We start from the raw sequence: 24,286 nt of genomic DNA, 5'->3' as shown, positions 1-24,286 counted from the left end.
GGGTCAGCGCTTGGTGGTGTCCGAGGGCTCGGTCACGGGACGCGCGCTGGTCACGTCACCGGGAGCGGCCTGGATGGTGCGCGGGGCGGGCTCCTGGGCAGCGGTGCCGTTGCCGGCCTGCGGCGGGTCGGCGGGGGCGCTCTGCTGGTCGTCCGACTTCATCGCCTTGGCCTCGCTCTTGAGGATGCGGGCGGACTTGCCGAGCGAGCGCGCCATGTCCGGAAGCTTCTTGGCGCCGAACAGCAGGATGATGACGACGAGAATGAGAATGATCTCGGTGGGGCCGAGCCTACCCATAGCTGTTTACCTTCTTCACCGAGGCGACATGGAGTGCGGTGCCCGGCGGGTCGGACAAGCGTCCGGCCACCGCGCTGTCTGCGATCGTAACCCGCAGGAGTAAACGCAGGGCAATGCCCTTGCATACTCCCGATTGCGTCCCGCGTGCCCGTTTCAGGGCCTCTTCACGCAGCGTACGGCACGGACTCAGCGCAGGGACTCGCCCGTTCGGGCCAGTCCGACGGCGGCCGTTTCGAGGTCTTCGGCCGCCTGGCTGATCCGCTGTGTGGTGTGGGCCACTTGACGGCCGAGGCGCTGGACCTCGAGGAAGACCCGGACGGCGAGGACGCCGAGGACGGCGATGCCGAGGAAGCCGAGGGCGATGGCGAGCATGGGCCAGAACATGTGCTGAGCCTAGACGTTGGGCGCGGCGGGCCGAGCGGCCGGGCCGCGGGCTCAGACGGTCGTGTGGAGCCGCAGGGTCCGGACGCCGCCGCCGGTGAGGAGTTCGACGATGCGCTCGCCGGCGGGCTTGCGGACGGAGCTGCCGCACTCGGGGCAGGTGAAGGAGTAGAAGGTGGTGCGGCGGCTGGCCCCGATGGCGAGGCGCAGGGCGCTCGCGGAGAGTTCGAAGCGGGAGCGGCAGTCGGGGCAGGCGGCCTTGAAGAGGACCGGGGCCATCGTCGCCGTAAAACCGTGCATCACGGACATTTCCCTCATCTCTCGACTCCCGTACCTCACACCCCGCGTGCCGCGCGGAGCGCAGCACGTACGTCCGCACCCGCCTCGGCGCGCCGTATCCGCCACCATGCCGGTCATCACGTCGGTCACGGCGCCAGGCACCGCGCCGGGCACCACGTCAGTAACAGCGTCCCCCGGGCGGGGAACGTCACTCGCCCTCGTACGCGGCGAGCGCGGCGGCCGCCGCCGTCCTGGCGTTGTCGGCGAGATCCTGGGGCGCGACGATCCGCCCGTCGCTGCCCAGGCGCAGCGCCAGTCGGCGCAGCGAGGCCGGGTCCGGCGTCCGCAGGGTGATCCGCAGCCCGCCGTCAGGCAGCTCCTCGGCCCGGTCGTGTGGGTAGTACTCGGCGACCCAGCGCCCGCCGGGACCGACCTCGACGACCACCTCGGGGTCGTCGGCGGAGGGCTGGACCAGACCCGCGGAGAGGTCACGCAGCTCCAGCTCCGGCGGTGCCGCGTGCTCGTCGAGGATGCGGATCTCGGCCACGCGGTCGAGCCGGAAGGTGCGGCGCGCCTCGGAGAGCCGGCACCACGCCTCCATATAGGTGTGGCCGACGGCGAAGAGCCGGATCGGGTCGACCTCGCGCTCGGTGAGCTCGTCGCGGGCGGGCGAGTAGTAGCGCACCCAGAGGCGGCGGCGCTCGGAGATCGCGCGGTCGACCTCGGCGAAGACACCGCCCTCGGACTCGAAGGTCACCGAGAGCCGGGAGCTGGCGCCGGCGGCCTCGCCGGCGGCGGCCTCCAGCTTGGCGGTGGCGCGCAGCAGCGCCTCACGGTCGCTCTCCCGGAGCCCGGGGAGCGTGGCGACGGCGCGGGCGGCGACCAGGAGGGCGGTCGCCTCGTCGGCGGCGAGCCGCAGCGGCGCGGCGACATCGTCCGGGTTGTGCCACCAGATCCGGTCCCCGTCGGTGTCGATGTCGAGGAGGTCTCCGCCGCGGAAGCTGGTGCCGCACATGGGCAGCACGTCCAGGTCGGAGATCAGCTCGTCCTCGGTGATCCCGAAGGCACGCGCGACATCGGCGACGTGGGCGCCGGGGCGCTCACGGAGATAGGTGACGAGCGAGAGCATCCGCCTCGTCTGGTCGATCGCGTTGGCAGCCATGCGGTACGTCTCCCCCTCAGCCCTTGGCCACGGCGCGCAGCCGGTCCACCACGTCGGCCCGCAGATCGGCCGGTTCCAGTACGACGACATCGGGGCCGAACTCGACGAGCCAGGCGTCGAGGCCGTGCCCGTACGGGATCTCCAGCTCGTCCCAGCCGTCGGCGCCCTCGCTCACGGACTGGGCGCGGGCGCGCAGCGGGTAGCCGCAGCCCGTGCGCAGCCGGATCCGGGCGGAGCGGGTGGCGGTCTCGCCGGCCCAGCTCTCCACGGTCTCGCGGACGGTGACGACGTCGGGCACGGGCGCGGTGAAGGCGCCGGCCCGGGAGCGGACCTTGCCGGTGATGCGGGAGAGCCGGAAGACGCGCTCGGCGCCGCGGTCGCGGTCCCAGCCGGCCAGGTACCAGTGGCCGCGCCAGCATTCGAGGGTCCAGGGCTCGACCTGGCGGGCCTCGGGGCGGGCGGCGTTGGCCTTGCGGTAGTCGAAGGCGACGGGCCGGCGGTCGCGGCAGGCCAGCATCAGCGGTTCGAAGGCGGCCTCGTGGACGGGGATCCGCGGTTCGAGGGCGCTGGGCTGGGTGTCGTACGAGTCCTCCGCCTCCGGCATGCCGGCGGCGCGGAGCTTCTGCAGGGCGCCGCTGGCGGCCCCGGCGAGGCGGGCCTGCTGCCAGACCTTGGCGGCGAGGCCGAGCGCGGCGGCCTCCTCGGCGTCCAGGGTGATGGCCGGCAGCCGGTTGGAGTCGCGGCGGGCGAGGTAGCCGGTCTCGCCCTCCAGGTTCTCGACGGTCTCGATGACGAGGCCGAGCTCGCGGAGATCGTCCTTGTCGCGCTCGAACATGCGGTTGAAGGCGTCGTCGCCGCTCGCTTCGAGGTAGGCCTCGATGGAGCCGCGGAGCTCCCGCTTGCTCAGCGGGCGGCGTGTCCCGAGCAGGCACAGCGCGAGATTCATCAGCCGCTCGGACTTGGCAATCGCCATCGACGCCCCGCACCCCTTCGCCGGATCCACTTCTCGGACGTCCGACCGTACCGCCCCGGGGTGTCGGGACCAAAGTGGGGACCGAACCCGGACCGGAGCCCGACCACGGCCGAGGGCCCCCGCCCTGGATGGCGGGGGCCCTCGGAGCGACCGGAATCCGGTCGAGGTGTGCGGGGGTCAGCGCTTGGCGACGCCCACGAGGTCGCAGACGAAGATCAGCGTCTCGCCCGGGGCGATCTTGCCGCCGGCGCCGCGGTCGCCGTAGGCGAGGTGTGCGGGGATGACCAACTGGCGGCGACCGCCGACCTTCATTCCCTGCACGCCCTCGTCCCAGCCCTTGATGACCTGGCCGGCACCGAGGTGGAAGTCGAGCGGGGCGCCGCGGTTCCAGGAGGCGTCGAATTCCTCGCCGGATTCGAAGGACACACCGACGTAGTGGACCTTCACGAAGTCACCGGCTTCGGCGAGGTCGCCGTCGCCCTCCCAGATGTCCTTGATCTCCAGGTCCTTCGGCGGCTCGCCACCCGGGAAGTCGATCTCGGGCTTCTCGATGCTCACTGAACTGCTCCTCATACTGATGAACTGCGTGATCGGGACAGTCTTACATCTTCGTCAGGATGTCCACGGCGAACACCAGCGTGGAGTTCTTCGGAATGCCCTGCTGCTCCTTGTCGCCGAACGCCTCGGACGGCGGGGCGACGATGAGGACGCGGCTGCCGACCGTCTTGCCGACGAGACCGTCCTTGAGGCCCTTCAGCGTGAGCTGCGCGAGCGGGAAGTTCGCGGGCTTGCCCGAGGTGTACGTCGAGTCGAAGACCTTGCCGTCCTTCCACAGGGCGGCGACGTAGTTCACGACGACCGTGTCGGTGGCCTTCACGGCCTCGCCCTTGGCCTCGAGCACGTAGTTCGAGACGAGCTTGGTCGGCGGGTCGACCTTGGGGACGGTCAGCGTGGGCGCCTTGCCGTCGGTGTTCGTCCCGACCTTCGGCAGGTCCTTGTTGTCCTGCGCGACCGGGGTGCCGGTGGCGGACTTGGGGATCGTGACGGACTTCAGGATGTCCACGACGAAGACGAGGGTGGCGTTGGGCTTGATGCTCGGCGGCGAGCCCTTCTCGCCGTAGCCGAGCTCCGGCGGAATGCCGACCTCGATGCGGCTGCCGACCTTCTGGCCTTCGAGGGCCTGCTCCCAGCCCTTGATGACCTGGCCCTCGCCCAGCGTCACGCTGAAGGGCTCGCCGCGGTCGAAGCTGTTGTCGAAGGGGGTGGTGGAGTCCCAGGCCTGACCCAGGTAGTTCACCGAGAGCGCGTCGCCCTTCTTCGTCACCGCGCCCTTGCCCTCGCTGATGACGTTGACCTTGAGTTCCTTGGGCGGGTCGCCCTCGCCCTTGGCGAGGGTCGGCTTCTCGCCGAACTTGGCCCCCGCGGTGATGGCGGGCAGCCCGTTCGTCATCGAAGCGGAATCGGAGCCCTTGTCGTCGCTGCCGCAGGCCGCTGTGGAGAGCAGCAGCAGCGGGACGACGAGAAGGCCGGCAAGTCGGCGCACGTGTTCCTCAGATCTCAGACGGCACAGTAGTTGTCCCGACACTCTAGGGGACCCTTCTGTCACGTCGAGGGCCCCGCACGCCAAACGTGCGGGGCCCACAGCGCCGGTGCGGCCGGCCTACATTCCGGCGATCAGCTTTTCGACGCGGTCGTCGACGGAGCGGAACGGGTCCTTGCACAACACCGTGCGCTGCGCCTGGTCGTTCAGCTTGAGGTGCACCCAGTCGACGGTGAAGTCCCGTCGCTGCTCCTGGGCGCGGCGGATGAAGTCGCCGCGGAGCCGGGCCCGAGTGGTCTGCGGGGGCACCGACTTGCCCTCGAAGATCTTCAGGTCGTTGCAGATCCGGGCCGCCTGACCGTTCTTCTGCAGCAGGTAGTACAGCCCACGACGGCGGTGGATGTCGTGGTAGGCGAGGTCTATCTGCGCGACCCTCGGGTTCGACATGGTCATGTTGTGCTTGGCCCGGTAGCGCTCGATGAGCCGGTGCTTCATGACCCAGTCGATCTCGGTCTCGATCCGGTCGAGCCGCTCGCTCTCGATCGCGTCGAGCGTACGGCCCCACAGTTCCAGGACCTGGGCGACGGTGCCGTTCCGGATCCCGCGGCGGTCGACGAAGTCGACGGCCTTCTCGTAGTACTCGCGCTGGACCTCCAGGGCGGAGGCCTCGCGGCCGCTGGCGAGCCGGACCTTGCGCTGCCCGGTGATGTCGTGGCTGACCTCGCGGATGGCCCGGATCGGGTTCTCCAGGGTCAGGTCGCGCATCACCGTGCCGGCCTCGATCATGCGGAGCACCAGGTCGGTGGCGCCGACCTTGAGCAGCATGGTCGTCTCGGACATGTTCGAGTCGCCGACGATGACGTGCAGCCGGCGGTAGCGCTCGGCGTCCGCGTGCGGCTCGTCACGGGTGTTGATGATGGGGCGTGAGCGGGTGGTCGCGGAGCTGACGCCCTCCCAGATGTGCTCGGCGCGCTGGGAGACGCAGAACACCGCGCCGCGCGGGGTCTGGAGGACCTTTCCCGCGCCGCAGATGAGCTGCCGGGTTACCAGGAACGGAATGAGGATGTCCGCGAGCCGGGAGAACTCTCCGTGGCGGGCGACGAGATAGTTCTCGTGGCAGCCGTAGGAGTTTCCGGCCGAGTCGGTGTTGTTCTTGAAGAGGTAGACGTCGCCCGCGATTCCCTCCTCGTGCAGGCGGCGTTCGGCGTCGACGAGCAGGCCCTCGAGAATGCGCTCACCGGCCTTGTCGTGGGTGACCAGTTCGGTCACGTTGTCGCATTCCGGTGTGGCGTATTCCGGATGCGATCCCACGTCCAGGTACAGGCGGGCGCCGTTCCGCAGGAAGACATTGCTGCTGCGGCCCCATGACACGACACGGCGGAAGAGGTAGCGCGCCACTTCGTCAGGAGACAGTCGGCGCTGTCCCCTGAACGTGCACGTGACGCCGTACTCGTTCTCCAGCCCGAAAATGCGGCGGTCCATGTCTGAACATTACGCCTGACGGCCTGTGCTGAAACCGGGTTGGACGTTCCCGTTTCGATCATTTTCCGATCAGTGCGTGTTCTTTTCCGTGTGTACGGAGGTGGGGGCGCCCGCACCGACGGCGTGTCGCGGCTCGGCACCGGGGGTTTCGGGGGCCTCGGGCACCTGGAGGACACGGCCGGTGACGAGCAGGACGAGGAGGGCGATCAGGCCGCCCGCCCCAGCGACGGCGAATCCGGCGACGGTCCCGGCGAGTTCGACGGCGGGGCCCGCCACGGCGGAGCCGAGGGCCGAACCGACGCCGAAGGTGGTGACGAGCCAGGAGAAGGCCTCGGTGACCGTGCCCCGCGGCGCGTGCCGGTCCACGACGATGAACGCGCAGGCGAGGACGGGCGCCAGGAAGACACCGGCGAGGGCCGCGAGACCGGCCATGGCGACCGGACCGGGGGTGAGCACCAGCGGCAGGTAGCAGACGGCGAGGAGGAGCACGAGGACGCGCAGTCGCCGTTCGGGGGCTCCGGACCACTGCCGGGCGCCGTAGGTGACACCGCCGAGGAGTGCGCCGAGGCCCAGCGCGGCCATCAGCCAGCCGTAGACGGACGGGGTGCCCCGGTCGTCGGCGTAGGCGACGGCGGCGACGGTGATGGAGCCGAGCGCGAGGCCGACGAAGAAGAACGACCCGAGGAGCGCGAGGAGGCCCGGGGAGCGCAGGGCGCCCAGCCAGTGGGCCTCCCGGGGCGCGGAGCGCCAGGTGCGGGAGGGCTCTGAGAGGACGACGGCGAGGGCGCCGAGGACGCCGAGGAGGTTGATGACGAGGAGCGCGGCGGCGGGCGACCAGAGGGAGACCAGGAGGGTCAGCAGCAGCGGGCCGACGGTGAACATGACCTCCTGTGCGACCGCGTCCATGGCGTACGCGCGGTGGACCCGGTCCTCGCGGCCGAGGACGCTCGGCCACAGGGCCCGCAGCCCGCCCTCCAGGGGCGGTGTGAAGAGCCCGGCGACGACGACGGCCGCGTAGGCGAGGCCGAGGTGGCCGGTGCCGGTGAGGGCGAGCAGGGCCATGCCGAGGGCGGAGAGGACCGCGGCGGGCAGCTGGACGCGGGGCTGGCCCTTGAGGTCGACGGCGCGGCCGAGGAGGGGCTGGCCGATGGCGGTGGCGACGCCGTAGGCGGCGATGAGGCCGCCGGCGAGGGTGTAGCTGCCGCCCTGGTCGCGGACGAAGAGGGTGATGGCGATGGGGCCGACGCCGTTGGGCAGGCGCCCCACGAGGGTGCCGGCGAGCAGCCGGGCCGCGTGCGGCGCCCGGAGTATGTCGAGATAGCCGCCTCGCGCCGGGGCCTCGGTGGCCATGTGGTCTCCCCTCACCTCGGACCGCGCCGAGGTTTTACGTATAACGTGCGTCGTCATACGTACCATGTCGGCAGCGCGCGGGTCCACCCCGCGCGCAGAGACCCGGTCCGTGGACCGCCCGACGCGGAGGCATGTGTGCAGACCCCGGAGCCGCTCGGCGGCACCCGCCCCACCAGCCGGGACGTCGCCCGGACCGCGGGCGTCTCCCAGGCCACCGTCTCCCTCGTCCTCGGCGACAAATGGCGCGGCCGGGTGTCGGAACGCACCGCCGAGGCGGTGCGCGGGGCCGCGCGGGAGCTCGGCTACCGGCCCAACCTGGCCGCCCGCAACCTGCGCCTCGGCCGCACCCGCACCGCCATGCTCGTCGTCCCGGCCCTCACCAACGAGTTCTTCGCGCACGTCTACACGGGAGCGGCCGCCGCGGCGGCCCGGCACGGCTTCGGCGTGGTCCTCTACCCCTCCCCCGACGGCCTGGGACCCGCGCGGGACCCCTTCGCCTCGGCGCAGGCCGCCCTCGATGGGGTGATCGCCTCCTCGATGGCGACCGGCGCCCTGGAGGCCTTCCGGGACACCGACCTCCCGCTCGTCATGCTCGACAGCGACCCGGCCGGCCCCGGGGCCGCCGCCCATGTGAACCTCGACGTGGCCGACGGCATGCGTCTCGTGACCGACCACCTGCTCGGCCTCGGCCACCGCAGCTTCCTGCACCTGGCCTCCGCGGCCCCGTCCTGGACCTTCGACGTGCGGGCCGCCACCCTCGCCCACGCCCTGCGCGGCACGGAGGTGCGGACCACGCGGTCGCCGCTGAACGTCGCGGACGCGTGGGAGGTCGCGGGCCGGGCCCTCGCCGCCCCCGGGCCCCGTCCCACGGCGGTGATCTGCGACGACGACATCCTCGCGGTCGGCGTCTGCAAAGCCGCGCGCCGGCTCGGACTGCGGGTCCCCGGGGACCTGTCGGTGACCGGCTTCGACGACATGGCCCTGGCGACGGTGGTCGATCCGGAACTCACCACCGTGCGGCTGCCCGCCGAGGAGTTCGGCCGGCGGGGCATGGAGGCCCTCCTCGCCGTCCTCGCGGGCGAACGGCCCCGGCCGGACACCCTTCCCGTCTCCCTGGTCCCCCGGGGCTCCTCGGGGCCCGCACCGGCCGCCTGAGGGCGGACACGCCGGAGGGGCCCCGCCCGCGCAAGCGGACCGGGGCCCCTCCGGGCCGTGCCGACTACTCCTCGGGAGCCTCGTCCGAGGGCTCGTCCGTCTTCGTCACCGCCGCGTTGTCCGCCTCCAGGAGGCGTGACAGCTGACGGCCGACGATCCGCTTGAACTTGCGCTGCTGCGGCCGCGTACGGTCCAGGACCGCCACCTCCAGGCGCTCCGCGGGGATCTCCCGCTCGCTGCCGTTGGTGTCCCGCGAGAGCGCCTGCACGGCCAGCCTCAGGGCCTCGGCCAGGGACATGCCGTCCCGGTGCCGCTGGTCCAGGAAGGAGCCGATCTGCTCGGCGTTCCCGCCGACCGCGACCGAGCCGTGCTCGTCCACGATCGAGCCGTCGTGCGGCAGCCGGTAGATCTGGTCGCCCGACGGCTCGGTGCCGACCTCGGCGACGACGAGCTCCACCTCGTACGGCTTCTCCCCCGCGCTGGAGAAGATCGTGCCGAGCGTCTGGGCGTAGACGTTGGCCAGGCCGCGCGCGGTGACGTCGTCCCGGTCGTAGGTGTAGCCCCGCAGGTCGGCGTAGCGCACACCGCCGATGCGGAGGTTCTCGTACTCGTTGTACTTGCCGGCGGCCGCGAAGCCGATCCGGTCGTAGATCTCGCTGAACTTGTGCAGTGCGCGGGACGGGTTCTCACCGACGAAGACGATCCCGTCGGTGTACTGGAGGACGACAAGACTGCGGCCTCGGGCGATGCCCTTGCGGGCGTACTCCGCCCGGTCGGCCATGGCCTGCTGGGGTGAGACGTAGAACGGAGTGGACACCGGCGGTCCGTCCCTTTCTTCTGGGCTTCAGTCGGGCGACGAGTGGTCAGAGCAGGGCGGCGCGGGGCCCGTCGGGCTCCTCGAGGCGCCGCTCGGTGACCGACCGGGCCAGCGCGGAGGACTCGTCCTCCGTGAGCCTGCGGTAGCCCTCGTCCGTGATGACCGTGACGATCGGGAAGATCCGGCGCGCCATGTCCGGACCCCCGGTCGCCGAGTCGTCGTCCGCCGCGTCGTAGAGCGCCTGCACGACCAGCGTGGTGGCCTGCTGCTCGGTCAGGTCGGCACGGTAGAGCTTCTTCATCGAGCCGCGCGCGAAGATCGAACCGGAGCCGGTGGCGGCGTACCCGTGCTCCTCGGAGCGGCCGCCGGTCACGTCGTAGGAGAAGATCCGGCCCTTCTCCTTGCCCTCGTCCCAGCCCGCGAAGAGCGGCACGACGGCGAGTCCCTGCATGGCCATGCCGAGGTTGCCCCGGATCATGGTGGAGAGGCGGTTCGCCTTGCCCTCCAGGGAGAGCGTGACGCCCTCCACCTTCTCGAAGTGCTCCAGCTCCAGCTGGAACAGCTTGACCATCTCCACGGCGAGACCGGCGGTGCCGGCGATGCCGACGGCGGAGTACTCGTCGGCAGGGAAGACCTTCTCGATGTCCCGCTGCGCGATCATGTTGCCCATGGTGGCCCGCCGGTCACCGGCGAGCACGACCCCGCCGGGGAACGTGGCCGCCACGATGGTCGTCCCGTGCGGGGCCTCGACGACCCCGTCGGGCAGCTTCCGCCCGCCCGGCAGCATCTCCGGCGAGTGGTCCGCCAGGAAGTCGAGGAAAGAGGACGAGCCCGGCGTCAGGAAGGCCGCCGGCAGACGCCCGGTGCTACGAGGGTTGGCTTCCACGCGATTCCTTCCGGGTGGGAGAGTCGGCCCGCCGTGGGAAGCGCCGGCCGATCTTGCTTGCTGTGCACGGACCTTACCCGTGCCACCGCTTGTCATCCGTCCCCGGGCCCACGGCTTTCGCCGGGGCTCCGGGGACGGGGACGACAGACGCGCCGTGCGGCTACTGGCCGCCCTTTTGCACAAATGACCGAACGAAGTCCTCAGCATTTTCCTCGAGCACGTCGTCGATCTCGTCCAGGACGGAGTCCACGTCGTCGCTCAGCTTCTCCTGGCGCTCCTGGAGGTCGGAGCTCGCCTCCGTGGTGGTCTCCTCGACCTCCTCCGTGGATCGCGTCGCCTTCTGCTGTCCGCCGCCGGTGTCCTTGGTCGCCATATCCCTCACCCCGCTCGAATCGGCCCGCTCGGTTGAGTCCGTACAAGATCAGACCCTATAGGGCGGGTCCGACTTCGGCCCCGCAGTTTCGACAACGCCCGGGCACTGCTTCCATGATTCCCAGTGCCGGGGTATTTCAGGCCCCTGTCGGGGCTCCGATCAGCCGCCGGACAGGACCCGCACCAGTTCCTCGGCGGTCCTGCAGCGGTCCAGGAGCGACTTCACGTGGGCTTTGGTGCCCCGCAGCGGCTCCAGGGTGGGCACGCGCTGGAGCGAGTCCCGGCCGGGCAGGTCGAAGATCACCGAGTCCCAGGAGGCCGCCGCGACGTCGTCGGCGTACTGCTCCAGGCACCGGCCCCGGAAATAGGCCCTGGTGTCCTCCGGAGGCGCCGTCTCGGCCCGCTCCACCTCGGTCTCGTCCAGAAGCCGCTTCATGCGCCCGCGGGCCGCCAGACGGTTGTAGAGGCCCTTCTCGGGGCGTACGTCCGCGTACTGGAGGTCCACCAGGTGCAGCCGGGCCGCGTCCCAGTCCAGTTTGTCCCGGCGCCGGTAGCCCTCCATGAGCTCCCGCTTGGCGATCCAGTCGAGCTCGCCGGCCAGGCTCATGGGGTCGTTCTCGAGCCGGTTGAGCGTGTCCTCCCAGCGGATCAGGACGTCCTTGGTCTGCTCGTCGGCGTCCGCCCCGTACCGCTCCTCCACGTACTTCCTGGCCAGCTCGAAGTACTCCATCTGAAGCTGCACCGCGGTGAGTGTCCGGCCGCTGCGGAGCGTGACCAGGTACTGGAGGGTCGGGTCGTGCGAGACCTGGTGGAGGGTGCGCACCGGCTGGTCGACGGCGAGGTCGACGGTGATGAACCCGTCCTCGATCATGGAGAGGACCAGGGCGGTGGTGCCCAGTTTGAGGTAGGTGGAGATCTCCGAGAGGTTCGCGTCGCCGATGATCACGTGCAGGCGGCGGTACCTCTCGGCGTCGGCGTGCGGCTCGTCCCGGGTGTTGATGATGGGCCGCTTGAGGGTGGTCTCCAGACCGACCTCGACCTCGAAGTAGTCGGCGCGCTGGCTGATCTGGAAGCCGTTCTTCCGGCCGTCCTGGCCGATGCCGACCCGTCCCGCGCCGGTCACGACCTGGCGGGAGACGAAGAAGGGGGTGAGGTGGCGCACGATGTCCGAGAAGGGGGTCTCCCGCTTCATCAGGTAGTTCTCGTGCGTGCCGTAGGAGGCGCCCTTGTTGTCGGTGTTGTTCTTGTAGAGGTGGATCGGCTGGGCCCCGGGGAGCTGGGCGGCGCGCTCGGCGGCCTCCGCCATGATCCGCTCGCCGGCCTTGTCCCAGAGGACGGCGTCGAGCGGGTTGGTGACCTCGGGCGAGCTGTACTCGGGGTGGGCGTGGTCCACGTAGAGGCGTGCCCCGTTGGTGAGGATCACGTTGGCCAGGCCGATGTCCTCGTCGGTGAGCTGGCTGGAGTCGGCGGCCTCGCGGGCGAGGTCGAAGCCGCGGGCGTCCCGCAGCGGGTTCTCCTCCTCGAAGTCCCAGCGGGCGCGGCGCGCCCGGTGCATCGCCGCCGCGTAGGCGTTGACGATCTGGGACGAGGTGAGCATGGCATTGGCGTTCGGGTGTCCCGGGACGGAGATCCCGTACTCCGTCTCGATGCCCATTACTCGCCGTACGGTCATGCGGCCCTCCTTGCCCGGCGGCGCTCACTGTGCGCGACTCGGCGGTACCGATGAGCCTAGAGCGGCTCCGCGCTGGTGGGGAGATCAGTTGCGTATTTCCCTGTGATGCCGGGGGAAATGCTGGATGGAATGCGTCGGCTGCGGATGCCCGGTTTCCGGACATCCGCAGCCGGTGGGCGTTTTACAGGTACTGACCGGTATTGGCCACCGTGTCGATGGAGCGCCCGGTGTCCGCGCCCTGCTTTCCGGTGACGAGGGTGCGGATGAACACGATCCGCTCGCCCTTCTTCCCGGAGATTCGGGCCCAGTCGTCGGGGTTGGTGGTGTTGGGCAGGTCCTCGTTCTCCTTGAACTCGTCCACGCACGCCTGGAGGAGGTGGGAGACCCGGATGCCCTTCTGGTTGTGGTCGAGGAAGGCCTTGATGGCCATCTTCTTGGCCCGGTCGACGATGTTCTGGATCATCGCGCCGGAGTTGAAGTCCTTGAAGTAGAGGACTTCCTTGTCGCCGTTGGCGTACGTGACTTCGAGGAAGCGGTTCTCCTCGGATTCGGCGTACATCTGCTCGACCACGGACTGGATCATTCCGTGGGCGGCGGCGGCCTTGGAGCCACTGTGCTCGGAGATGTCGTCCGAGTGGAGCGGCAGGGTGGCGGTGAGGTACTTCGCGAAGATGTCCTTCGCGGCCTCGGCGTCCGGGCGCTCGATCTTGATCTTGACGTCGAGCCGGCCGGGTCGCAGGATCGCGGGGTCGATCATGTCCTCGCGGTTGGAGGCGCCGATGACGATGACGTTCTCCAGGCCCTCCACACCGTCGATCTCGGCGAGCAGCTGGGGGACGATGGTGTTCTCCACGTCCGAGCTGACACCGGAGCCGCGGGTGCGGAAGAGGGATTCCATCTCGTCGAAGAAGACGATGACGGGGGTGCCCTCGCTCGCCTTCTCCCGGGCACGCTGGAAGACGAGGCGGATGTGCCGCTCGGTCTCACCGACGTACTTGTTGAGGAGTTCGGGGCCCTTGATGTTGAGGAAGTAGGACTTCCCCGCGGGCTGTCCGGTCACCTCGGCGACCTTCTTGGCCAGGGAGTTGGCCACGGCCTTCGCGATCAGCGTCTTGCCGCAGCCGGGCGGGCCGTAGAGCAGGATGCCCTTGGGCGGCCGCAGTTCGTGCTCCTTGAAGAGGTCCGGGTAGAGGTAGGGGAGCTCGACCGCGTCCCGGATCAGCTCGATCTGGTTGCCCAGGCCGCCGATCTTGGTGTAGTCGACGTCCGGGACCTCTTCCAGAACGAGCTCTTCGACCTCGCTCTTGGGGACCACCTCGTACACGTAGCCGGACCTGGAGTCGAGCAGCAGGGCGTCGCCGGCGCGGATGGTGACGTCCAGCAGAGGCTCGGCGAGCCTCACCACCCGCTCCTCGTCGGTGTGCCCGACCACCAGGGCGCGCTCGCCGTCCTCGAGGATCTCCTTGAGGGTGACGATGTCCCCGGCGCGCTCGAACTCCATGGCCTCGACCACGTTGAGCGCTTCGTTGAGCATGACTTCCTGGCCGCGCTTGAGCTCTTCGAGCTCGATGCTCGGGCTGACGTTCACCCGGAGCTTGCGGCCCCCGGTGAAGATGTCGCACGTACCGTCCTCGTTGGCCTGCAGGAAGACACCGAAGCCGGCCGGCGGCTGCGCGAGCCGGTCGACTTCCTCCTTGAGGGCCACGATCTGGTCGCGGGCCTCACGGAGCGTGTTCGCCAGTCGTTCGTTCTGCGCGGACACGCCGGCCAGGCTGGTCTGCAGCTCGACGATCCGCTCTTCGAGAATCCTCGTGTGTCGCGGAGAGTCGGCGAGCTTGCGGCGCAGGACGGCGATTTCCTGCTCGAGATAGGCAACCTGACCGGCGGGGTCTTCAGACCCCCGCCCCGGCCGGATGCCGCGGTTGATGTCGTCGTCGTGGGCTGCCACGGTCCTCACCTCCTCCAAGGGGAGCTGGACGCTTCCTGACCCTACCTGCGTGGGTGGTGATTGAAACCCCTAGATCAAAAAGACTCCGAGGTGTGTCCGATCTTCACCCTTGCGCTTCCCCTGTCGACAGGGGAATACCCACCCTTCGCGGCTTGAAAGCGGGCGGTTGTATCGTCGTCATGGGTCAACACCCGTCAGAGGTGGCCCGACTTACCCGCGAGAAGCGACACGCCTCCCCGCGAGCAGCGACACGAGAAGCAGAAACGGCAGGAGATATGACCGTGCAGCACGAGGCTCCGTCCACGGGCGCCGCAGAGGCGCTGGAGGTCTGGATCGACCAGGACCTGTGCACCGGGGACGGGATCTGCGCGCAGTACGCTCCCGAGGTCTTCGAGCTGGACATCGACGGGCTCGCTTATGTGAAGAGCGCCGACGACGAGCTGCTCCAGGACACCGGTGCCACGACGCCGGTCCCGCTGACGCTGCTCCAGGACGTGGTGGACTCCGCGAAGGAGTGCCCGGGCGACTGCATCCATGTGCGCCGGGTCACGGACAAGGTCGAGGTGTACGGCCCCGACGCGGAGTGACGGGTCAGGCGCCGCGCGCTTCGGCCTGGCCGGTGCGTACGAAGGCGCCGCCCTTCCAGCGCCAGCTGACCTGCTCCTTCTCGTCGGGGCAGCAGCTGGGGACGTCGGGGGACGAGTAGCCGAGCAGGGTGGCGTGCACCGCTCCGTCGCGTACGGAGAAGTCGGTGACGCTCTTGAGGAGCTCGGGTGCGACGAGGGTGGCCACCACGCGCGCGGGTGCGTCGGCCTGCTTGCCCCGGGTGAGGACGTAGACGCCGCTCGGCGGCGTGCCGGAGCCCGCTTCGCAGTGCACGACCGCAACGGTCTCGGGGTTCCCGTCTCCGTCGAGGTCTCCGGAGGCCCGCTGGGCGACCTTGTGCGGCGCTCCCCCGCAGTCCAGGGGGTAGGCGGCGCCCGCGGCCTCGGGAGCCGGGGCGGGGAGCGGTGCCGCGGCCGGGGTCGCGGTGGCTCCGGCGGGGCCGGGCTGGAGCAGGCCCGCGAGGGCGACGACCGCGGCGGTCGCGGTGGCGGTGGCGAGCCAGTGGGCCGGCCGGGCGTGGGTGTGTGCGAGGTCCGCGAGGTCCGGGGCGGCGGAGGGCTGCACGCGAGACGTCTCCTGTGGGGGTGGTGCGGCGGGTTTCCGGCATCGTGCCACACGTCACAGGGGGACGGAACAGTCGGGGTCGGCCTCGGGGGAGGCCGGTGGGCCGCCGGGGCGCCCGCCGAACATGGGTGCGCCGCCGTCGAGTTCCCTCGCGTGGCGGGGAACTCGACGGCGGCGCACCGTGGGTGTCGGGACGTCAGCCCTTGTTGGGGCCTTCGTAGTCCTCGCCGTAGGCGCCCTTGGCGGGGCGGCGGCGGCGCATCGGGGGCTCGACGCCGTCCGCGAGGCGGCGGGCGGTGACGAGGAAGCCGGTGTGGCCGATCATGCGGTGATCGGGGCGGACGGCGAGGCCCTCGACGTGCCAGTTGCGGATCATGGACTCCCAGGGCTGCGGCTCGGCGTAGCAGCCGAACTCGCGGATGGATTCCACGGTGCGGGCGAGCTGGGTGGTGGTCGCCACGTAGCAGCAGAGGATGCCGCCGGGGACGAGCGCCTTGGAGACGGCCTCCAGGCACTCCCAGGGGGCGAGCATGTCCAGGATGACGCGGTCGACGTCGGTGTCGGACAGGTTGTCCTGGAGGTCGCCGACGGTCAGCTGCCACGCGGGGTGGGGGCCGCCGAAGTAGCGTTCGACGTTGCCCTTCGCGATCTCGGCGAAGTCCTCGCGGCGCTCGTAGGAGTGCAGCATGCCGCTGTCTCCGATGGCGCGCAGGAGGAAGCTGCTCAGCGAGCCCGAGCCCACTCCCGCTTCCACGACGCGGGCGCCGGGGAAGATGTCGGCGAAGGCCAGGATCTGCCCCGCGTCCTTGGGGTAGACCACGGCGGCGCCGCGGGGCATGGACAGGACGTAGTCGGGGAGCAGGGGGCGCAGCGCGAGGTAGGCGACGTTTCCGGTGGTGCGGACAACGCTGCCCTCGGGGGCGCCGATCAGTTCGTCGTGCGGGAAAGAACCCTTGTGGGTGTGGAAGTTCTTTCCCTCTTCGAGCGTGAACGTGTAGTGACGGCCCTTGGGGTCGGTCAGCTGAACCTGGTCCCCGACCTTGAAGGGCCCGCGTCGGCGGGCGGCACCGGTCGGTTCGGACATGTGACCAGAGTACAAGGACTACGAGGAGGGTCGTGCCATGGCCTGGACGAAGGCGCGCTCGACGTCGGTGGTGGAGAGGACTCCGTAGATCTCGCCGGTCTCCTCGACGACGAGGTACTCGGTGGCCGGGCTGGCGCGGAGGTGGTCGAGGAGGGGCTGGCCGGTGAGTTCGGCGGGGACGCGCATGCCGTCGGTGAGGTCCTGGACGAGGGTGCTGACGGCGACCCAGGGGCGGCGGTGTTCGGGGACGGCGGCGATGGCGGTCTCGCGGACGATGCCGGTGGGTTCGCCGTTCCCGTCGACGGCGACGAGGGCGCGGGCGCCCGCCTCGTTGGCGCGGCGGAGGGCTTCGGAGAGGGGGGTGGCGGGTTCGACGGGGATGGCGCGGCGGGTGAGGCTGCGGGCGCGGAGCTCGGGGAGGTGTTCGCGGAGCCGGGCCATGCGGAGGCTGTTGCCGGCGCCGGTCCAGATGATGGCGGCGAGGATCGCGGCGAGCAGGGCGTCGGTGACGGTGTCGAGGCCGCTGATCTCGTCGGTGGAGTTGCCGAGGAGGCCGGTGCGGGTGAGCAGGGGCAGTCCGACGAGGACGAGGACGGCGAGGGCGCGGCCGACCCAGGCGGCGGCGATGGTGCCGCTCATGGGCTTGCCGGTGATCTTCCAGACGATGGCGCGGAGCATGCGGCCGCCGTCGAGGGGGAGCCCGGGGAGCAGGTTGAAGATCGCGACGATCAGGTTGGAGATCATCAGGCCGGCGAGGAGGACGCCGGGGACGGTGCCGGGCTCGACGGCGTACATCGAGAGATAGAACACGCCGGCGAGGACGAGGGAGAGGAGGGGGCCGACGAAGGCGAGGACGAATTCGCGGCCGGGGGTCTCGGTCTCCTTCTCGATCTCGGAGACGCCGCCGAAGAACTGGAGCTGGATGCGGCGCACCGGGAGTTTGAAGCGGAGCGCGGCGATGGTGTGCGCCAGTTCGTGGACGAGTACGGAGGCGTAGAAGGCGACGGCGAAGAAGAGGGAGACGAGGTAGCGGGCGGCGCCGAGTTCGGGCAGGACGCGCTCGATCTGGTCGCCGAAGACCCAGGTGATGAGGGCGGCGACGAGGAACCAGCTGGGGGCGACGTAGACGGGCACGCCGAAGGGGCGGCCCATGAGGATCCCGCCGCCGGGCTCCTCGGTCCGCTGCGGCTTGGGCTCGTCCTGGTTCACGGGTTCCTTTCGTCGCGGAGGGTGACCCACGTCGGTGTGTCACGGTTCGATCATGCAGTGCGACGCGGTCCCAGGTCGATGGTATTCCGCTCGCTGTCGGTGGCGGGTCGTAGGGTCTTCGTCATGAGTACGAGCGAGCAGGTGCCGGCGGAGCCCCGGGCGCCCATGTCGTTGTCGCCGTCGCGGGCGAGCGATTTCATGCAGTGTCCGCTGCTGTACCGGTTCCGGGTGATCGACCGGCTGCCGGAGAAGCCGAGCGAGGCGGCGACGCGGGGGACGCTCGTGCACGCGGTGCTGGAGCGGCTCTTCGACGATCCGGCGGTGGAGCGGACGGCTCCGCGGGCGCGGGCGATGGTTCCGGGGCAGTGGGACCGGCTCCTGGAGTCGAAGCCGGAGCTGGGCGAACTGTTCGCGGAGGATCCGGAGGGCGAGCGGCTCGCGGGCTGGCTGGGTGAGGCGGAGCGGCTGGTCGAGCGGTGGTTCACGCTGGAGGATCCGACGCGTCTGGAGCCTGCCGAGCGGGAGCTGTTCGTGGAGACGGAGCTGGATTCGGGGCTGCGGCTGCGCGGGGTGATCGACCGGATCGATGTGGCGCCCTCGGGCGACGTGCGGATCGTGGACTACAAGACGGGCAAGGCGCCGCGGCCCGAGTACCGGGACGGTGCGCTGTTCCAGATGACGTTCTACGCGCTGGTGGTGTGGCGGCTGCGGCAGGTGATCCCGCGGCGGCTGCAGCTGGTCTATCTGGGCAGCGGGGAGGTGCTGACGTACGACCCGGTGGAGGCGGATCTGCTGCGGGTCGAGCGGAGGCTGCTGGCGCTGTGGGACGCGATCCGGCTGGCGACGGAGACGGGTGACTGGCGGCCGCGGCCGACGAAGCTGTGCGGCTGGTGTGATCATCAGGCGGTCTGTCCGGAGTTCGGGGGGACTCCCCCGGTCTATCCGCTGAAGATCGTTTCCGTGCGCCCGCCGGAGTCGGGCGATTCGGGGCAGGGCAGAATGGACCTGGCCCCGCCGGCGCCGTAGTGCCGGTGTACCTCGTGAGCTCAGCCCCGTGAAGGAGCCCTTGTGACGATCCGCGTCCTCTTGGTCGACGATCAGCCGCTGCTGCGCACCGGCTTCCGGATGATTCTGGAGGCGGAGCAGGACATCGCGGTGGTGGGTGAGGCCGGGGACGGTCTCCAGGCGCAGGATCAGGTGCGGGCGCTGCAGCCGGACGTGGTGCTGATGGACATCCGGATGCCGCGGATGGACGGGGTGGAGGCGACCCGGCAGATCACGGGTCCGGGCCGGGACGGTCCGGCGAAGGTGCTGGTGCTGACGACCTTCGACCTCGACGAGTACGTGGTGGAGGCGCTGCGGGCGGGGGCGAGCGGTTTCCTCCTGAAGGACGCCCCGGCGATCGAGCTGGTGCAGGCGATCCGGGTGGTGGCGGCCGGTGAGGCGATGCTGGCGCCGTCGATCACGCGCCGGCTGCTCGACAAGTACTCGGCGCATCTGCCGACGGGCGAGGAGCAGATGCCGGACACGCTGAACACCTTGACGGACCGTGAGGTCGAGGTGCTGAAGCTGGTGGCACGGGGCCTGTCGAACGCGGAGATCGCGGCGGATCTGTTCGTCAGCGAGACCACGGTGAAGACGCACGTGGGTCACGTACTGACGAAGCTGGGCCTGCGGGACCGGGTGCAGGCCGCGGTGTACGCGTACGAGAGCGGTCTGGTGCGGCCGGGCGCCAACGGGCAGTAGCCCCCGCGGGTACGACGGGAGCGGATACCTCGGCACCGGGTACGGCGGGAGCGGGTACGACCGGAGCAGATACGACGGGAGGGGCCCGGTGCGCGTGGTGCGCGCCGGGCCCCTCCCGTGTGTCCGGGTCGGGTCAGCCCTTGCGGATCTCCCAGAAGCGGAAGACCGTCGAGGCGTCGAGGGTCCATTCGAGGCCCGTGACGCCCTGGCGGGCGACGGCGTACTGCTTGCCCTGCCAGAGCGGCAGGAGCGGCAGCTGCTCGGCGACGAGGTCCTGGAGCTTGCCGTACTCGTCGGCGGTGGCGGCGCGGTCCGGGGCGGCGGCCGTCTTGGGGAGGAGGCTGCCGGTGATGGTGGCGTTCTCGTAGCGGTTGCCGAGGACGTTGCCCTCGCCGAAGAACGGGGTGGTGAAGTTGTCGGCGTCGGGGTAGTCGGGGACCCAGCCCTTGACGTAGACGCCGTACTTGCCGGCCGCGATGTCCTTCTCGTACTGGTCGTAGGCGACCGACTGGACGTCGGCGTCGAAGAGGCCGCTGGCGTTGAGCTGCTCGGCGATCGCCTTGAGCTCCTGGTCGGTGGACGGGCCGTAGCGGCTGGGCGTGGACCAGAGGGTGAGCTTCACCTTGTCGGTGATGCCGGCGGCGCGAAGCGCCTTCTTCGCCTTCGCCTTGTCGGGGGAACCGTAGGTGTCGTAGAAGGCGGTGTTGTGTCCGGCGATGCCGGCCGGGACGATCGAGTACAGCGGCGTGGCCGTCGACTTGTAGACGCCTTCGACGAGGGCCTCGCGGTCGACGAGGTGGGCGATGGCCTGGCGGACGCCGAGCTTGCCGGCGACCGGGTCCTTCATGTTGAAGACGAGGTGCTGGACCTCGGCGCTGCTGCCCTGGACGACCTCGATGCCCTTGTCGTCCGTGGTCTCGGAGGTCTCGAGGGTCGCGATGTCCTCGGCGGAGAGGCCTCGGTAGGCGACGTCTATGTCTCCGTCGGTGAATGCCTTGGAGAGGGCGGAGCGGTCGCCGCCGTAGAGCTTGAGGGTGACGGCGTCGTTCTGGGGCCGTGCGGTGCCCTTGTAGCCGGGGTTGGCGGAGAAGGTGGCCTCGGTGGCGCTGAAGGAGTCCAGCTTGTAGGGGCCGGAGCCGGAGGCCTTGCCGTCGGTGCGCAGGGCGTCGGCGGGGTACTCACGGTGGTCGACGATGGAGCCGGCGCCGGAGGCGATCTTGCTGGGGAAGGTGGCGTCGGGGACCTTGAGGCGGAAGACGACGGTCTTCTCGTCCGGGGTCTCGATGCTCTTGATGGTGGCGAGCAGGGGCGCGGGACCCGAGGGGTCGGCGATCTTGAGGGCGCGCTCGAAGGAGAACTTGACGTCCTTCGAGGTGAGCTTGTTGCCGTTGGAGAAGGTGAGGCCGTCGCGCAGGGTGCAGCTGTACACCGTGCTGCCGGAGGAGAAGCCGCACTTGTCGGCGGCCTCGGGCTCCGGCTCGGAGCCGCCCTTGGGGAAGGCCAGGAGGGACTGGAAGACGTTGTTGAACAGCAGCCAGGAGCCGGGGTCGTAGCCGGCCGCCGGGTCGGTGGCGACGATCTCGTCGGACATGCCGACGCGTATGCCGTTGCCGGAGTCGCCCGAGCCGCTCTGCTCGGTGCCGCAGCCGCTGAGGAGGGCGGCGGCCAGACCGGCGGCGAGGGGGGCCGTCAGCCACTTGTTGTGCGTCTTCACAGAACGTGCCTCGTGATCTCTTGTCAGGCCGGCCGCGCGCGGGTGCGCGGCCGGTGTAACCGATCCAGTCGACGGGGTTATGCGGTACCGCGGCCCAGTTCCCAGAGCAGGAGGTCGGAGGACGTGTTGAGGGCGTACTCGACTCCGTTGAGGTCGTCGCGCGCGGCGACGTACTGCTTGCCCTGCCACAGGGGCAGGACGGGTACGTCCTCGGCGACGATCTTCTGGATCTGGTTGAAGACGGGGCTCGCGGCGGTGCGGTCGGCCTGGCGGCGCGAGCGCGGGATGAGCTGGTCGCGGACGACCTTGTTCACGTACGGGGTGTTGAGGAAGTTGTCGCTGTCGAGGAACGGCGCGATGTAGTTGTCCGGGTCCGGGTAGTCCGGGAACCAGCCGAGTCCGTAGACGGCGTAGTCGCCGCGCTTCTGGGCGGTGCGGAACGTCGACCACTCGGCGCCCTGGACGGTGACGTCGAAGAGCTCGCTGGAGACGAGCTGCTTCTTGAGCGCCTCGAACTCCTCGGCGGTCTCGGCGCCGTAGTGGTCGGTGGTGTAGTTCAGGGTGAGCTTGACGGGGGTCTTGACGCCGGCGTCCTCGAGGAGCTTGGCGGCGCGGGCCTGGTCGGGCTCGCCGTACGTGTCGAAGAAGGGGGTGGCGTGGCCGGTGATGCTGGAGGGGATCAGCGAGTACAGCGGCTCGGCGGTGGTGCCGTAGACCCGGTTGACGAGGGCGCCGCGGTCGACGACGGCGGCCATGGCCTGGCGGACGGCCTTCTCCTGGACGGCGGGGGCCTTGGTGTTGAAGCCGAGGTAGCGGATCTCGAGGCCGGGGACCTCGATGACCTCGATGCCGTCCTTGGGCGTCTCGGTGAGGTCCTTGATCTGCTGCCGGGACAGGGAGCGGGCCATCATGTCGATGTCGTCGCTCTCCAGGGCCCGGCCCATGGTGCTCGCGTCGGCGTAGGGGCGCAGCTCGACCTTGTCGTTGCGCAGGGTGATGTCGCCCTTGTAGGACGGGTTCTTGGTGAAGACGAAGCGGGTGGCCCTGTCGCCGTCGAGCTCGACCTTCATGGTGTACGGGCCCGAGCCGTCGACGTCGAAGCCGTCGCGGAGCTTTCCGGCCTCGTACTTGTCCTTGCTGAGGATGCCCGCGACCGGGGTGGAGAGCTTGTACGGGAAGGTGGCGTCGGGCGTCTTCAGGTGGAAGACGACCTCGTCGGTGCCCTTGGTCTCGATGGTGTCGATGTTCGAGAGGAGGGCGGCGGTGCCGTTGTCCGACTTGATCTTCAGCACGCGCTCGATGGAGAACTTGACGTCCTCGGCGGTGATCGGGGTGCCGTCGGCGAAGGTGAGGCCGGCCCGGAGCTTGCAGCGGTAGCTCTCGCTGGCCTTGTCGGAGAATCCGCAGTTCTGGGCGGCTTCGGGGACGGGCTCGCCGCTGTCCCGGGGCACGTGCATCAGGGTCTGCACGGTCTGCCGCAGGATGTTCCACGCGCCGGTGTCGTAGGCGAAGGCGGGGTCGAGCGGCGCGGGGGCGTCCGCGGTGGCGATGAACTGGTCCGTGGTGCCGACGACGATCGCTCCGCCTTCGTCCGCGCCGCCGCAGGCGACGAGCAGGGGGGCGAGCAGTCCGGCCACGGCCGGCAGCACCAGGGTCTTGCGGTTCATCAGGGACAGATCTCCTCATCCGGCACTGGGATACAGCGGTCAGTGGAACTCCGCCGCCGGCCGCCCGGTCTGGGCGGGAGCGATCGGGCCGGGTGTTGCGATCGGTCCTGTGTTCACGGCGACTTGGGTGTGTGCCGGTGCACGCGGGTTATGCGGCGAAGTACTCGCGAAAGATTAGTGGGCGGCGTCGCTATTGCCTGACCACGGGCGGCGCCGGGAGTAATCGCACAGTGATCATGAATGCGGGGGCCTCGATAGTCATGCGACGGATGATGCGGACGGTGGCCATCGAATCGGGACACATGGGGACGCCGAAACACCCACCAATCGGGCATGGAACGCACGAAGGCCACCCACCGTCCGGCACTCTGCGTGACCAAGGTCACGGAGGGGCCTTTTCGGTGAATGGCCTGATCGTTTTCCCGGGGCGGTCCCTGGGTGCACCCGAGGTGTCCGCGAGCTGCCGCCCGGAGGGGATCCCGGAAGTGATCCCCGGGGTAACCCCCGGGCGAAATCGCATTCCGCCCGGGAAAGCTCAGATAAAGCTCAGATTCCGGTGATCAACGTGCGGAGGAAGGGCACGTCGACCTCTTCGAGGGAGCGGACGACGACCCGGCCCGGGGAGGCCGCGATCGGCGCGACCGAGGGCACCGCGACGACCCGGCAGCCGGCCGCCTCGGCGGCCGCCACGCCGGTCGCCGTGTCCTCCACGACGGCGCACAGCGCGGGGTCGGCCCCGACGCCGCGGGCGGCCGCCAGATACGGCTCGGGGTGCGGCTTGGTCCGTACGACCTCGTCGCCGGCGACGGTGAGGCTGAAGCGGTCGCGGCCGAGCGAGTGGAGCACCTTGTCGATGATCCGCCGGTGCGAGGCGGAGACCAGCGCGGTCGGGATGGAGTGCCGGGCCAGTTCGGCCAGGAGCCGCTCGGCGCCGGGCATGAGGGGCACGCCGCGCGCGATGCGCTGCTCGAACTTCTCGTTGAGCAGGACGGTCAGCTCGGGCAGGGTGATGTCGGCGCCGGTGGACTCGATGAGGTAGCCCGCGCTGCGCGTCATCGGGCCTCCGACGACGACGTCGCGCCAGGCCTCGTCCAGCCGGTGTCCGAGGTCGGCGAAGACCTCGACCTCCGCGTCCCACCAGAAGCCCTCCGTGTCGACGAGGGTCCCGTCCATGTCGAGGAAGACCGCCTGCAGGGCGGAGCTTCCGTTCGTACGGATCAGGGACGCGGGGACCGTACTGGTCATCCGGCACACCTCCATGGAGGGACGAGAAGGCCGGCCCCCTCCCCGGTACGGGGAGGATGACCGGCCTGCACTGGACCGACAAGTGTACGTCCGGATCACCGAAACGGCGTGGATTTGCCGTGGGGGTCCCCCCGGAC

The 24,286-nt window shown here is 70.2% G+C and carries 24 protein-coding genes; 4 read left to right on the top strand and 20 right to left on the bottom strand.

What is annotated here, in order from left to right; all coding sequences use genetic code 11:
• Positions 1–3: 3 nt before the first annotated feature.
• From tatA to N5875_RS31095, 9 genes are all read right to left on the bottom strand, one after another.
• Complete coding sequence (tatA, locus tag N5875_RS31135; protein ID WP_318206892.1) at positions 4–297, bottom strand: Sec-independent protein translocase subunit TatA; 294 nt, start codon at positions 295–297, stop codon at positions 4–6.
• Between the two features lie 186 nt (positions 298–483).
• Positions 484–681: a hypothetical protein gene (locus N5875_RS31130; RefSeq protein WP_055598399.1), complete on the bottom strand. Its 198-nt coding sequence runs from the start codon at positions 679–681 to the stop codon at positions 484–486.
• Between the two features lie 51 nt (positions 682–732).
• Positions 733–996 carry a hypothetical protein gene (locus N5875_RS31125; protein ID WP_318206893.1) on the bottom strand — a complete coding sequence of 88 codons (264 nt, stop codon included), beginning with the start codon at positions 994–996 and terminating at the stop codon, positions 733–735.
• A gap of 169 nt (positions 997–1,165) precedes the next feature.
• The gene (locus N5875_RS31120) at positions 1,166–2,119 is read right to left on the bottom strand and encodes a WYL domain-containing protein (RefSeq protein WP_187622743.1); all 954 of its coding nucleotides are present in this window, start codon (positions 2,117–2,119) and stop codon (positions 1,166–1,168) included.
• Positions 2,120–2,135: 16 nt separating this feature from the next.
• Positions 2,136–3,092 (bottom strand): WYL domain-containing protein, encoded by a 957-nt coding sequence (locus tag N5875_RS31115; RefSeq protein WP_318206894.1) that lies wholly within the window; start codon positions 3,090–3,092, stop codon positions 2,136–2,138.
• A 177-nt stretch (positions 3,093–3,269) separates the two neighbouring features.
• Positions 3,270–3,650: an FKBP-type peptidyl-prolyl cis-trans isomerase gene (locus N5875_RS31110; protein ID WP_338497501.1), complete on the bottom strand. Its 381-nt coding sequence runs from the start codon at positions 3,648–3,650 to the stop codon at positions 3,270–3,272.
• Positions 3,651–3,693: 43 nt separating this feature from the next.
• Positions 3,694–4,635 carry an FKBP-type peptidyl-prolyl cis-trans isomerase gene (locus N5875_RS31105; RefSeq protein WP_318206896.1) on the bottom strand — a complete coding sequence of 314 codons (942 nt, stop codon included), beginning with the start codon at positions 4,633–4,635 and terminating at the stop codon, positions 3,694–3,696.
• Positions 4,636–4,752: 117 nt separating this feature from the next.
• Entirely contained in the window at positions 4,753–6,114 is a 1,362-nt protein-coding gene (pafA, locus tag N5875_RS31100) for a Pup--protein ligase (RefSeq protein WP_056566373.1), read from the bottom strand.
• A 69-nt stretch (positions 6,115–6,183) separates the two neighbouring features.
• Positions 6,184–7,464, bottom strand: coding sequence for an MFS transporter (locus N5875_RS31095; RefSeq protein ID WP_318206897.1), 1,281 nt, complete (start codon positions 7,462–7,464; stop codon positions 6,184–6,186).
• A gap of 135 nt (positions 7,465–7,599) precedes the next feature.
• Here N5875_RS31095 and N5875_RS31090 point away from each other — a divergent pair, with 135 nt between their 5' ends.
• On the top strand, positions 7,600–8,619 hold the full coding sequence (locus N5875_RS31090; RefSeq protein ID WP_318206898.1) for a LacI family DNA-binding transcriptional regulator: 1,020 nt from the start codon (positions 7,600–7,602) through the stop codon (positions 8,617–8,619).
• 64 nt (positions 8,620–8,683) lie between these two features.
• On the opposite strand, the gene prcA is transcribed toward N5875_RS31090, so the two are convergent.
• From prcA to arc, 5 genes are all read right to left on the bottom strand, one after another.
• Positions 8,684–9,436 (bottom strand): proteasome subunit alpha, encoded by a 753-nt coding sequence (gene prcA, locus N5875_RS31085; RefSeq protein WP_318206899.1) that lies wholly within the window; start codon positions 9,434–9,436, stop codon positions 8,684–8,686.
• 46 nt (positions 9,437–9,482) lie between these two features.
• Positions 9,483–10,322, bottom strand: a complete 840-nt coding sequence (gene prcB / locus N5875_RS31080; RefSeq protein ID WP_318206900.1) for a proteasome subunit beta — start codon at positions 10,320–10,322, stop codon at positions 9,483–9,485.
• Positions 10,323–10,482: 160 nt separating this feature from the next.
• Positions 10,483–10,695, bottom strand: coding sequence for a ubiquitin-like protein Pup (locus N5875_RS31075; RefSeq protein WP_315895804.1), 213 nt, complete (start codon positions 10,693–10,695; stop codon positions 10,483–10,485).
• Positions 10,696–10,854: 159 nt separating this feature from the next.
• Positions 10,855–12,366 carry a depupylase/deamidase Dop gene (gene dop, locus N5875_RS31070; protein ID WP_338497495.1) on the bottom strand — a complete coding sequence of 504 codons (1,512 nt, stop codon included), beginning with the start codon at positions 12,364–12,366 and terminating at the stop codon, positions 10,855–10,857.
• Between the two features lie 181 nt (positions 12,367–12,547).
• Entirely contained in the window at positions 12,548–14,314 is a 1,767-nt protein-coding gene (arc, locus tag N5875_RS31065) for a proteasome ATPase (RefSeq protein ID WP_338497494.1), read from the bottom strand.
• A gap of 275 nt (positions 14,315–14,589) precedes the next feature.
• Between arc and N5875_RS31060 the strand changes: the two genes are divergently transcribed.
• Positions 14,590–14,901 (top strand): ferredoxin, encoded by a 312-nt coding sequence (locus N5875_RS31060; RefSeq protein WP_030315991.1) that lies wholly within the window; start codon positions 14,590–14,592, stop codon positions 14,899–14,901.
• Positions 14,902–14,905: 4 nt separating this feature from the next.
• On the opposite strand, the gene N5875_RS31055 is transcribed toward N5875_RS31060, so the two are convergent.
• From N5875_RS31055 to N5875_RS31045, 3 genes are all read right to left on the bottom strand, one after another.
• On the bottom strand, positions 14,906–15,484 hold the full coding sequence (locus tag N5875_RS31055) for a hypothetical protein (RefSeq protein WP_338497491.1): 579 nt from the start codon (positions 15,482–15,484) through the stop codon (positions 14,906–14,908).
• A gap of 196 nt (positions 15,485–15,680) precedes the next feature.
• Positions 15,681–16,568, bottom strand: coding sequence for a tRNA (adenine-N1)-methyltransferase (locus tag N5875_RS31050; protein WP_015032448.1), 888 nt, complete (start codon positions 16,566–16,568; stop codon positions 15,681–15,683).
• Between the two features lie 18 nt (positions 16,569–16,586).
• Positions 16,587–17,720: a site-2 protease family protein gene (locus N5875_RS31045; RefSeq protein ID WP_318207366.1), complete on the bottom strand. Its 1,134-nt coding sequence runs from the start codon at positions 17,718–17,720 to the stop codon at positions 16,587–16,589.
• 180 nt (positions 17,721–17,900) lie between these two features.
• Between N5875_RS31045 and N5875_RS31040 the strand changes: the two genes are divergently transcribed.
• Together N5875_RS31040 and N5875_RS31035 are read left to right on the top strand one after the other, a co-directional pair.
• The gene (locus N5875_RS31040) at positions 17,901–18,803 is read left to right on the top strand and encodes a PD-(D/E)XK nuclease family protein (RefSeq protein WP_338497482.1); all 903 of its coding nucleotides are present in this window, start codon (positions 17,901–17,903) and stop codon (positions 18,801–18,803) included.
• Positions 18,804–18,845: 42 nt separating this feature from the next.
• Positions 18,846–19,523: a response regulator transcription factor gene (locus tag N5875_RS31035; protein ID WP_318206905.1), complete on the top strand. Its 678-nt coding sequence runs from the start codon at positions 18,846–18,848 to the stop codon at positions 19,521–19,523.
• Positions 19,524–19,656: 133 nt separating this feature from the next.
• Here N5875_RS31035 and N5875_RS31030 read toward each other — a convergent pair whose 3' ends face one another.
• From N5875_RS31030 to N5875_RS31020, 3 genes are all read right to left on the bottom strand, one after another.
• Positions 19,657–21,237: an ABC transporter substrate-binding protein gene (locus N5875_RS31030; protein ID WP_338497480.1), complete on the bottom strand. Its 1,581-nt coding sequence runs from the start codon at positions 21,235–21,237 to the stop codon at positions 19,657–19,659.
• 77 nt (positions 21,238–21,314) lie between these two features.
• Positions 21,315–22,904, bottom strand: a complete 1,590-nt coding sequence (locus tag N5875_RS31025; RefSeq protein WP_338497478.1) for an ABC transporter substrate-binding protein — start codon at positions 22,902–22,904, stop codon at positions 21,315–21,317.
• A gap of 546 nt (positions 22,905–23,450) precedes the next feature.
• Positions 23,451–24,149, bottom strand: coding sequence for an HAD family phosphatase (locus N5875_RS31020; RefSeq protein WP_318206908.1), 699 nt, complete (start codon positions 24,147–24,149; stop codon positions 23,451–23,453).
• Positions 24,150–24,286 lie beyond the last annotated feature (137 nt).

It is taken from the genome of Streptomyces sp. SJL17-4 (assembly GCF_036826855.1).
Classification (GTDB): Bacteria; Actinomycetota; Actinomycetes; order Streptomycetales; family Streptomycetaceae; genus Streptomyces.
Note: the sequence above shows the minus strand (reverse complement) of the source record. Positions and strands in the feature narration are given on the sequence as shown.

Bases quoted from the DNA above. Each gene is read 5' to 3' on its own strand.
- tatA (WP_318206892.1), bottom strand. From the start codon at position 297: ATGGGTAGGCTCGGCCCCACCGAGATCATTCTCATTCTCGTCGTCATC.
- N5875_RS31130 (WP_055598399.1), bottom strand. From the start codon at position 681: ATGTTCTGGCCCATGCTCGCCATCGCCCTCGGCTTCCTCGGCATCGCC.
- N5875_RS31125 (WP_318206893.1), bottom strand. From the start codon at position 996: ATGAGGGAAATGTCCGTGATGCACGGTTTTACGGCGACGATGGCCCCG.
- N5875_RS31120 (WP_187622743.1), bottom strand. From the start codon at position 2,119: ATGGCTGCCAACGCGATCGACCAGACGAGGCGGATGCTCTCGCTCGTC.
- N5875_RS31115 (WP_318206894.1), bottom strand. From the start codon at position 3,092: ATGGCGATTGCCAAGTCCGAGCGGCTGATGAATCTCGCGCTGTGCCTG.
- pafA (WP_056566373.1), bottom strand. From the start codon at position 6,114: ATGGACCGCCGCATTTTCGGGCTGGAGAACGAGTACGGCGTCACGTGC.
- N5875_RS31095 (WP_318206897.1), bottom strand. From the start codon at position 7,464: ATGGCCACCGAGGCCCCGGCGCGAGGCGGCTATCTCGACATACTCCGG.
- N5875_RS31075 (WP_315895804.1), bottom strand. From the start codon at position 10,695: ATGGCGACCAAGGACACCGGCGGCGGACAGCAGAAGGCGACGCGATCC.
- dop (WP_338497495.1), bottom strand. From the start codon at position 12,366: ATGACCGTACGGCGAGTAATGGGCATCGAGACGGAGTACGGGATCTCC.
- N5875_RS31060 (WP_030315991.1), top strand. From the start codon at position 14,590: ATGACCGTGCAGCACGAGGCTCCGTCCACGGGCGCCGCAGAGGCGCTG.
- N5875_RS31050 (WP_015032448.1), bottom strand. From the start codon at position 16,568: ATGTCCGAACCGACCGGTGCCGCCCGCCGACGCGGGCCCTTCAAGGTC.
- N5875_RS31045 (WP_318207366.1), bottom strand. From the start codon at position 17,720: ATGGGCCGCCCCTTCGGCGTGCCCGTCTACGTCGCCCCCAGCTGGTTC.
- N5875_RS31040 (WP_338497482.1), top strand. From the start codon at position 17,901: ATGAGTACGAGCGAGCAGGTGCCGGCGGAGCCCCGGGCGCCCATGTCG.
- N5875_RS31025 (WP_338497478.1), bottom strand. From the start codon at position 22,904: ATGAACCGCAAGACCCTGGTGCTGCCGGCCGTGGCCGGACTGCTCGCC.
- N5875_RS31020 (WP_318206908.1), bottom strand. From the start codon at position 24,149: ATGACCAGTACGGTCCCCGCGTCCCTGATCCGTACGAACGGAAGCTCC.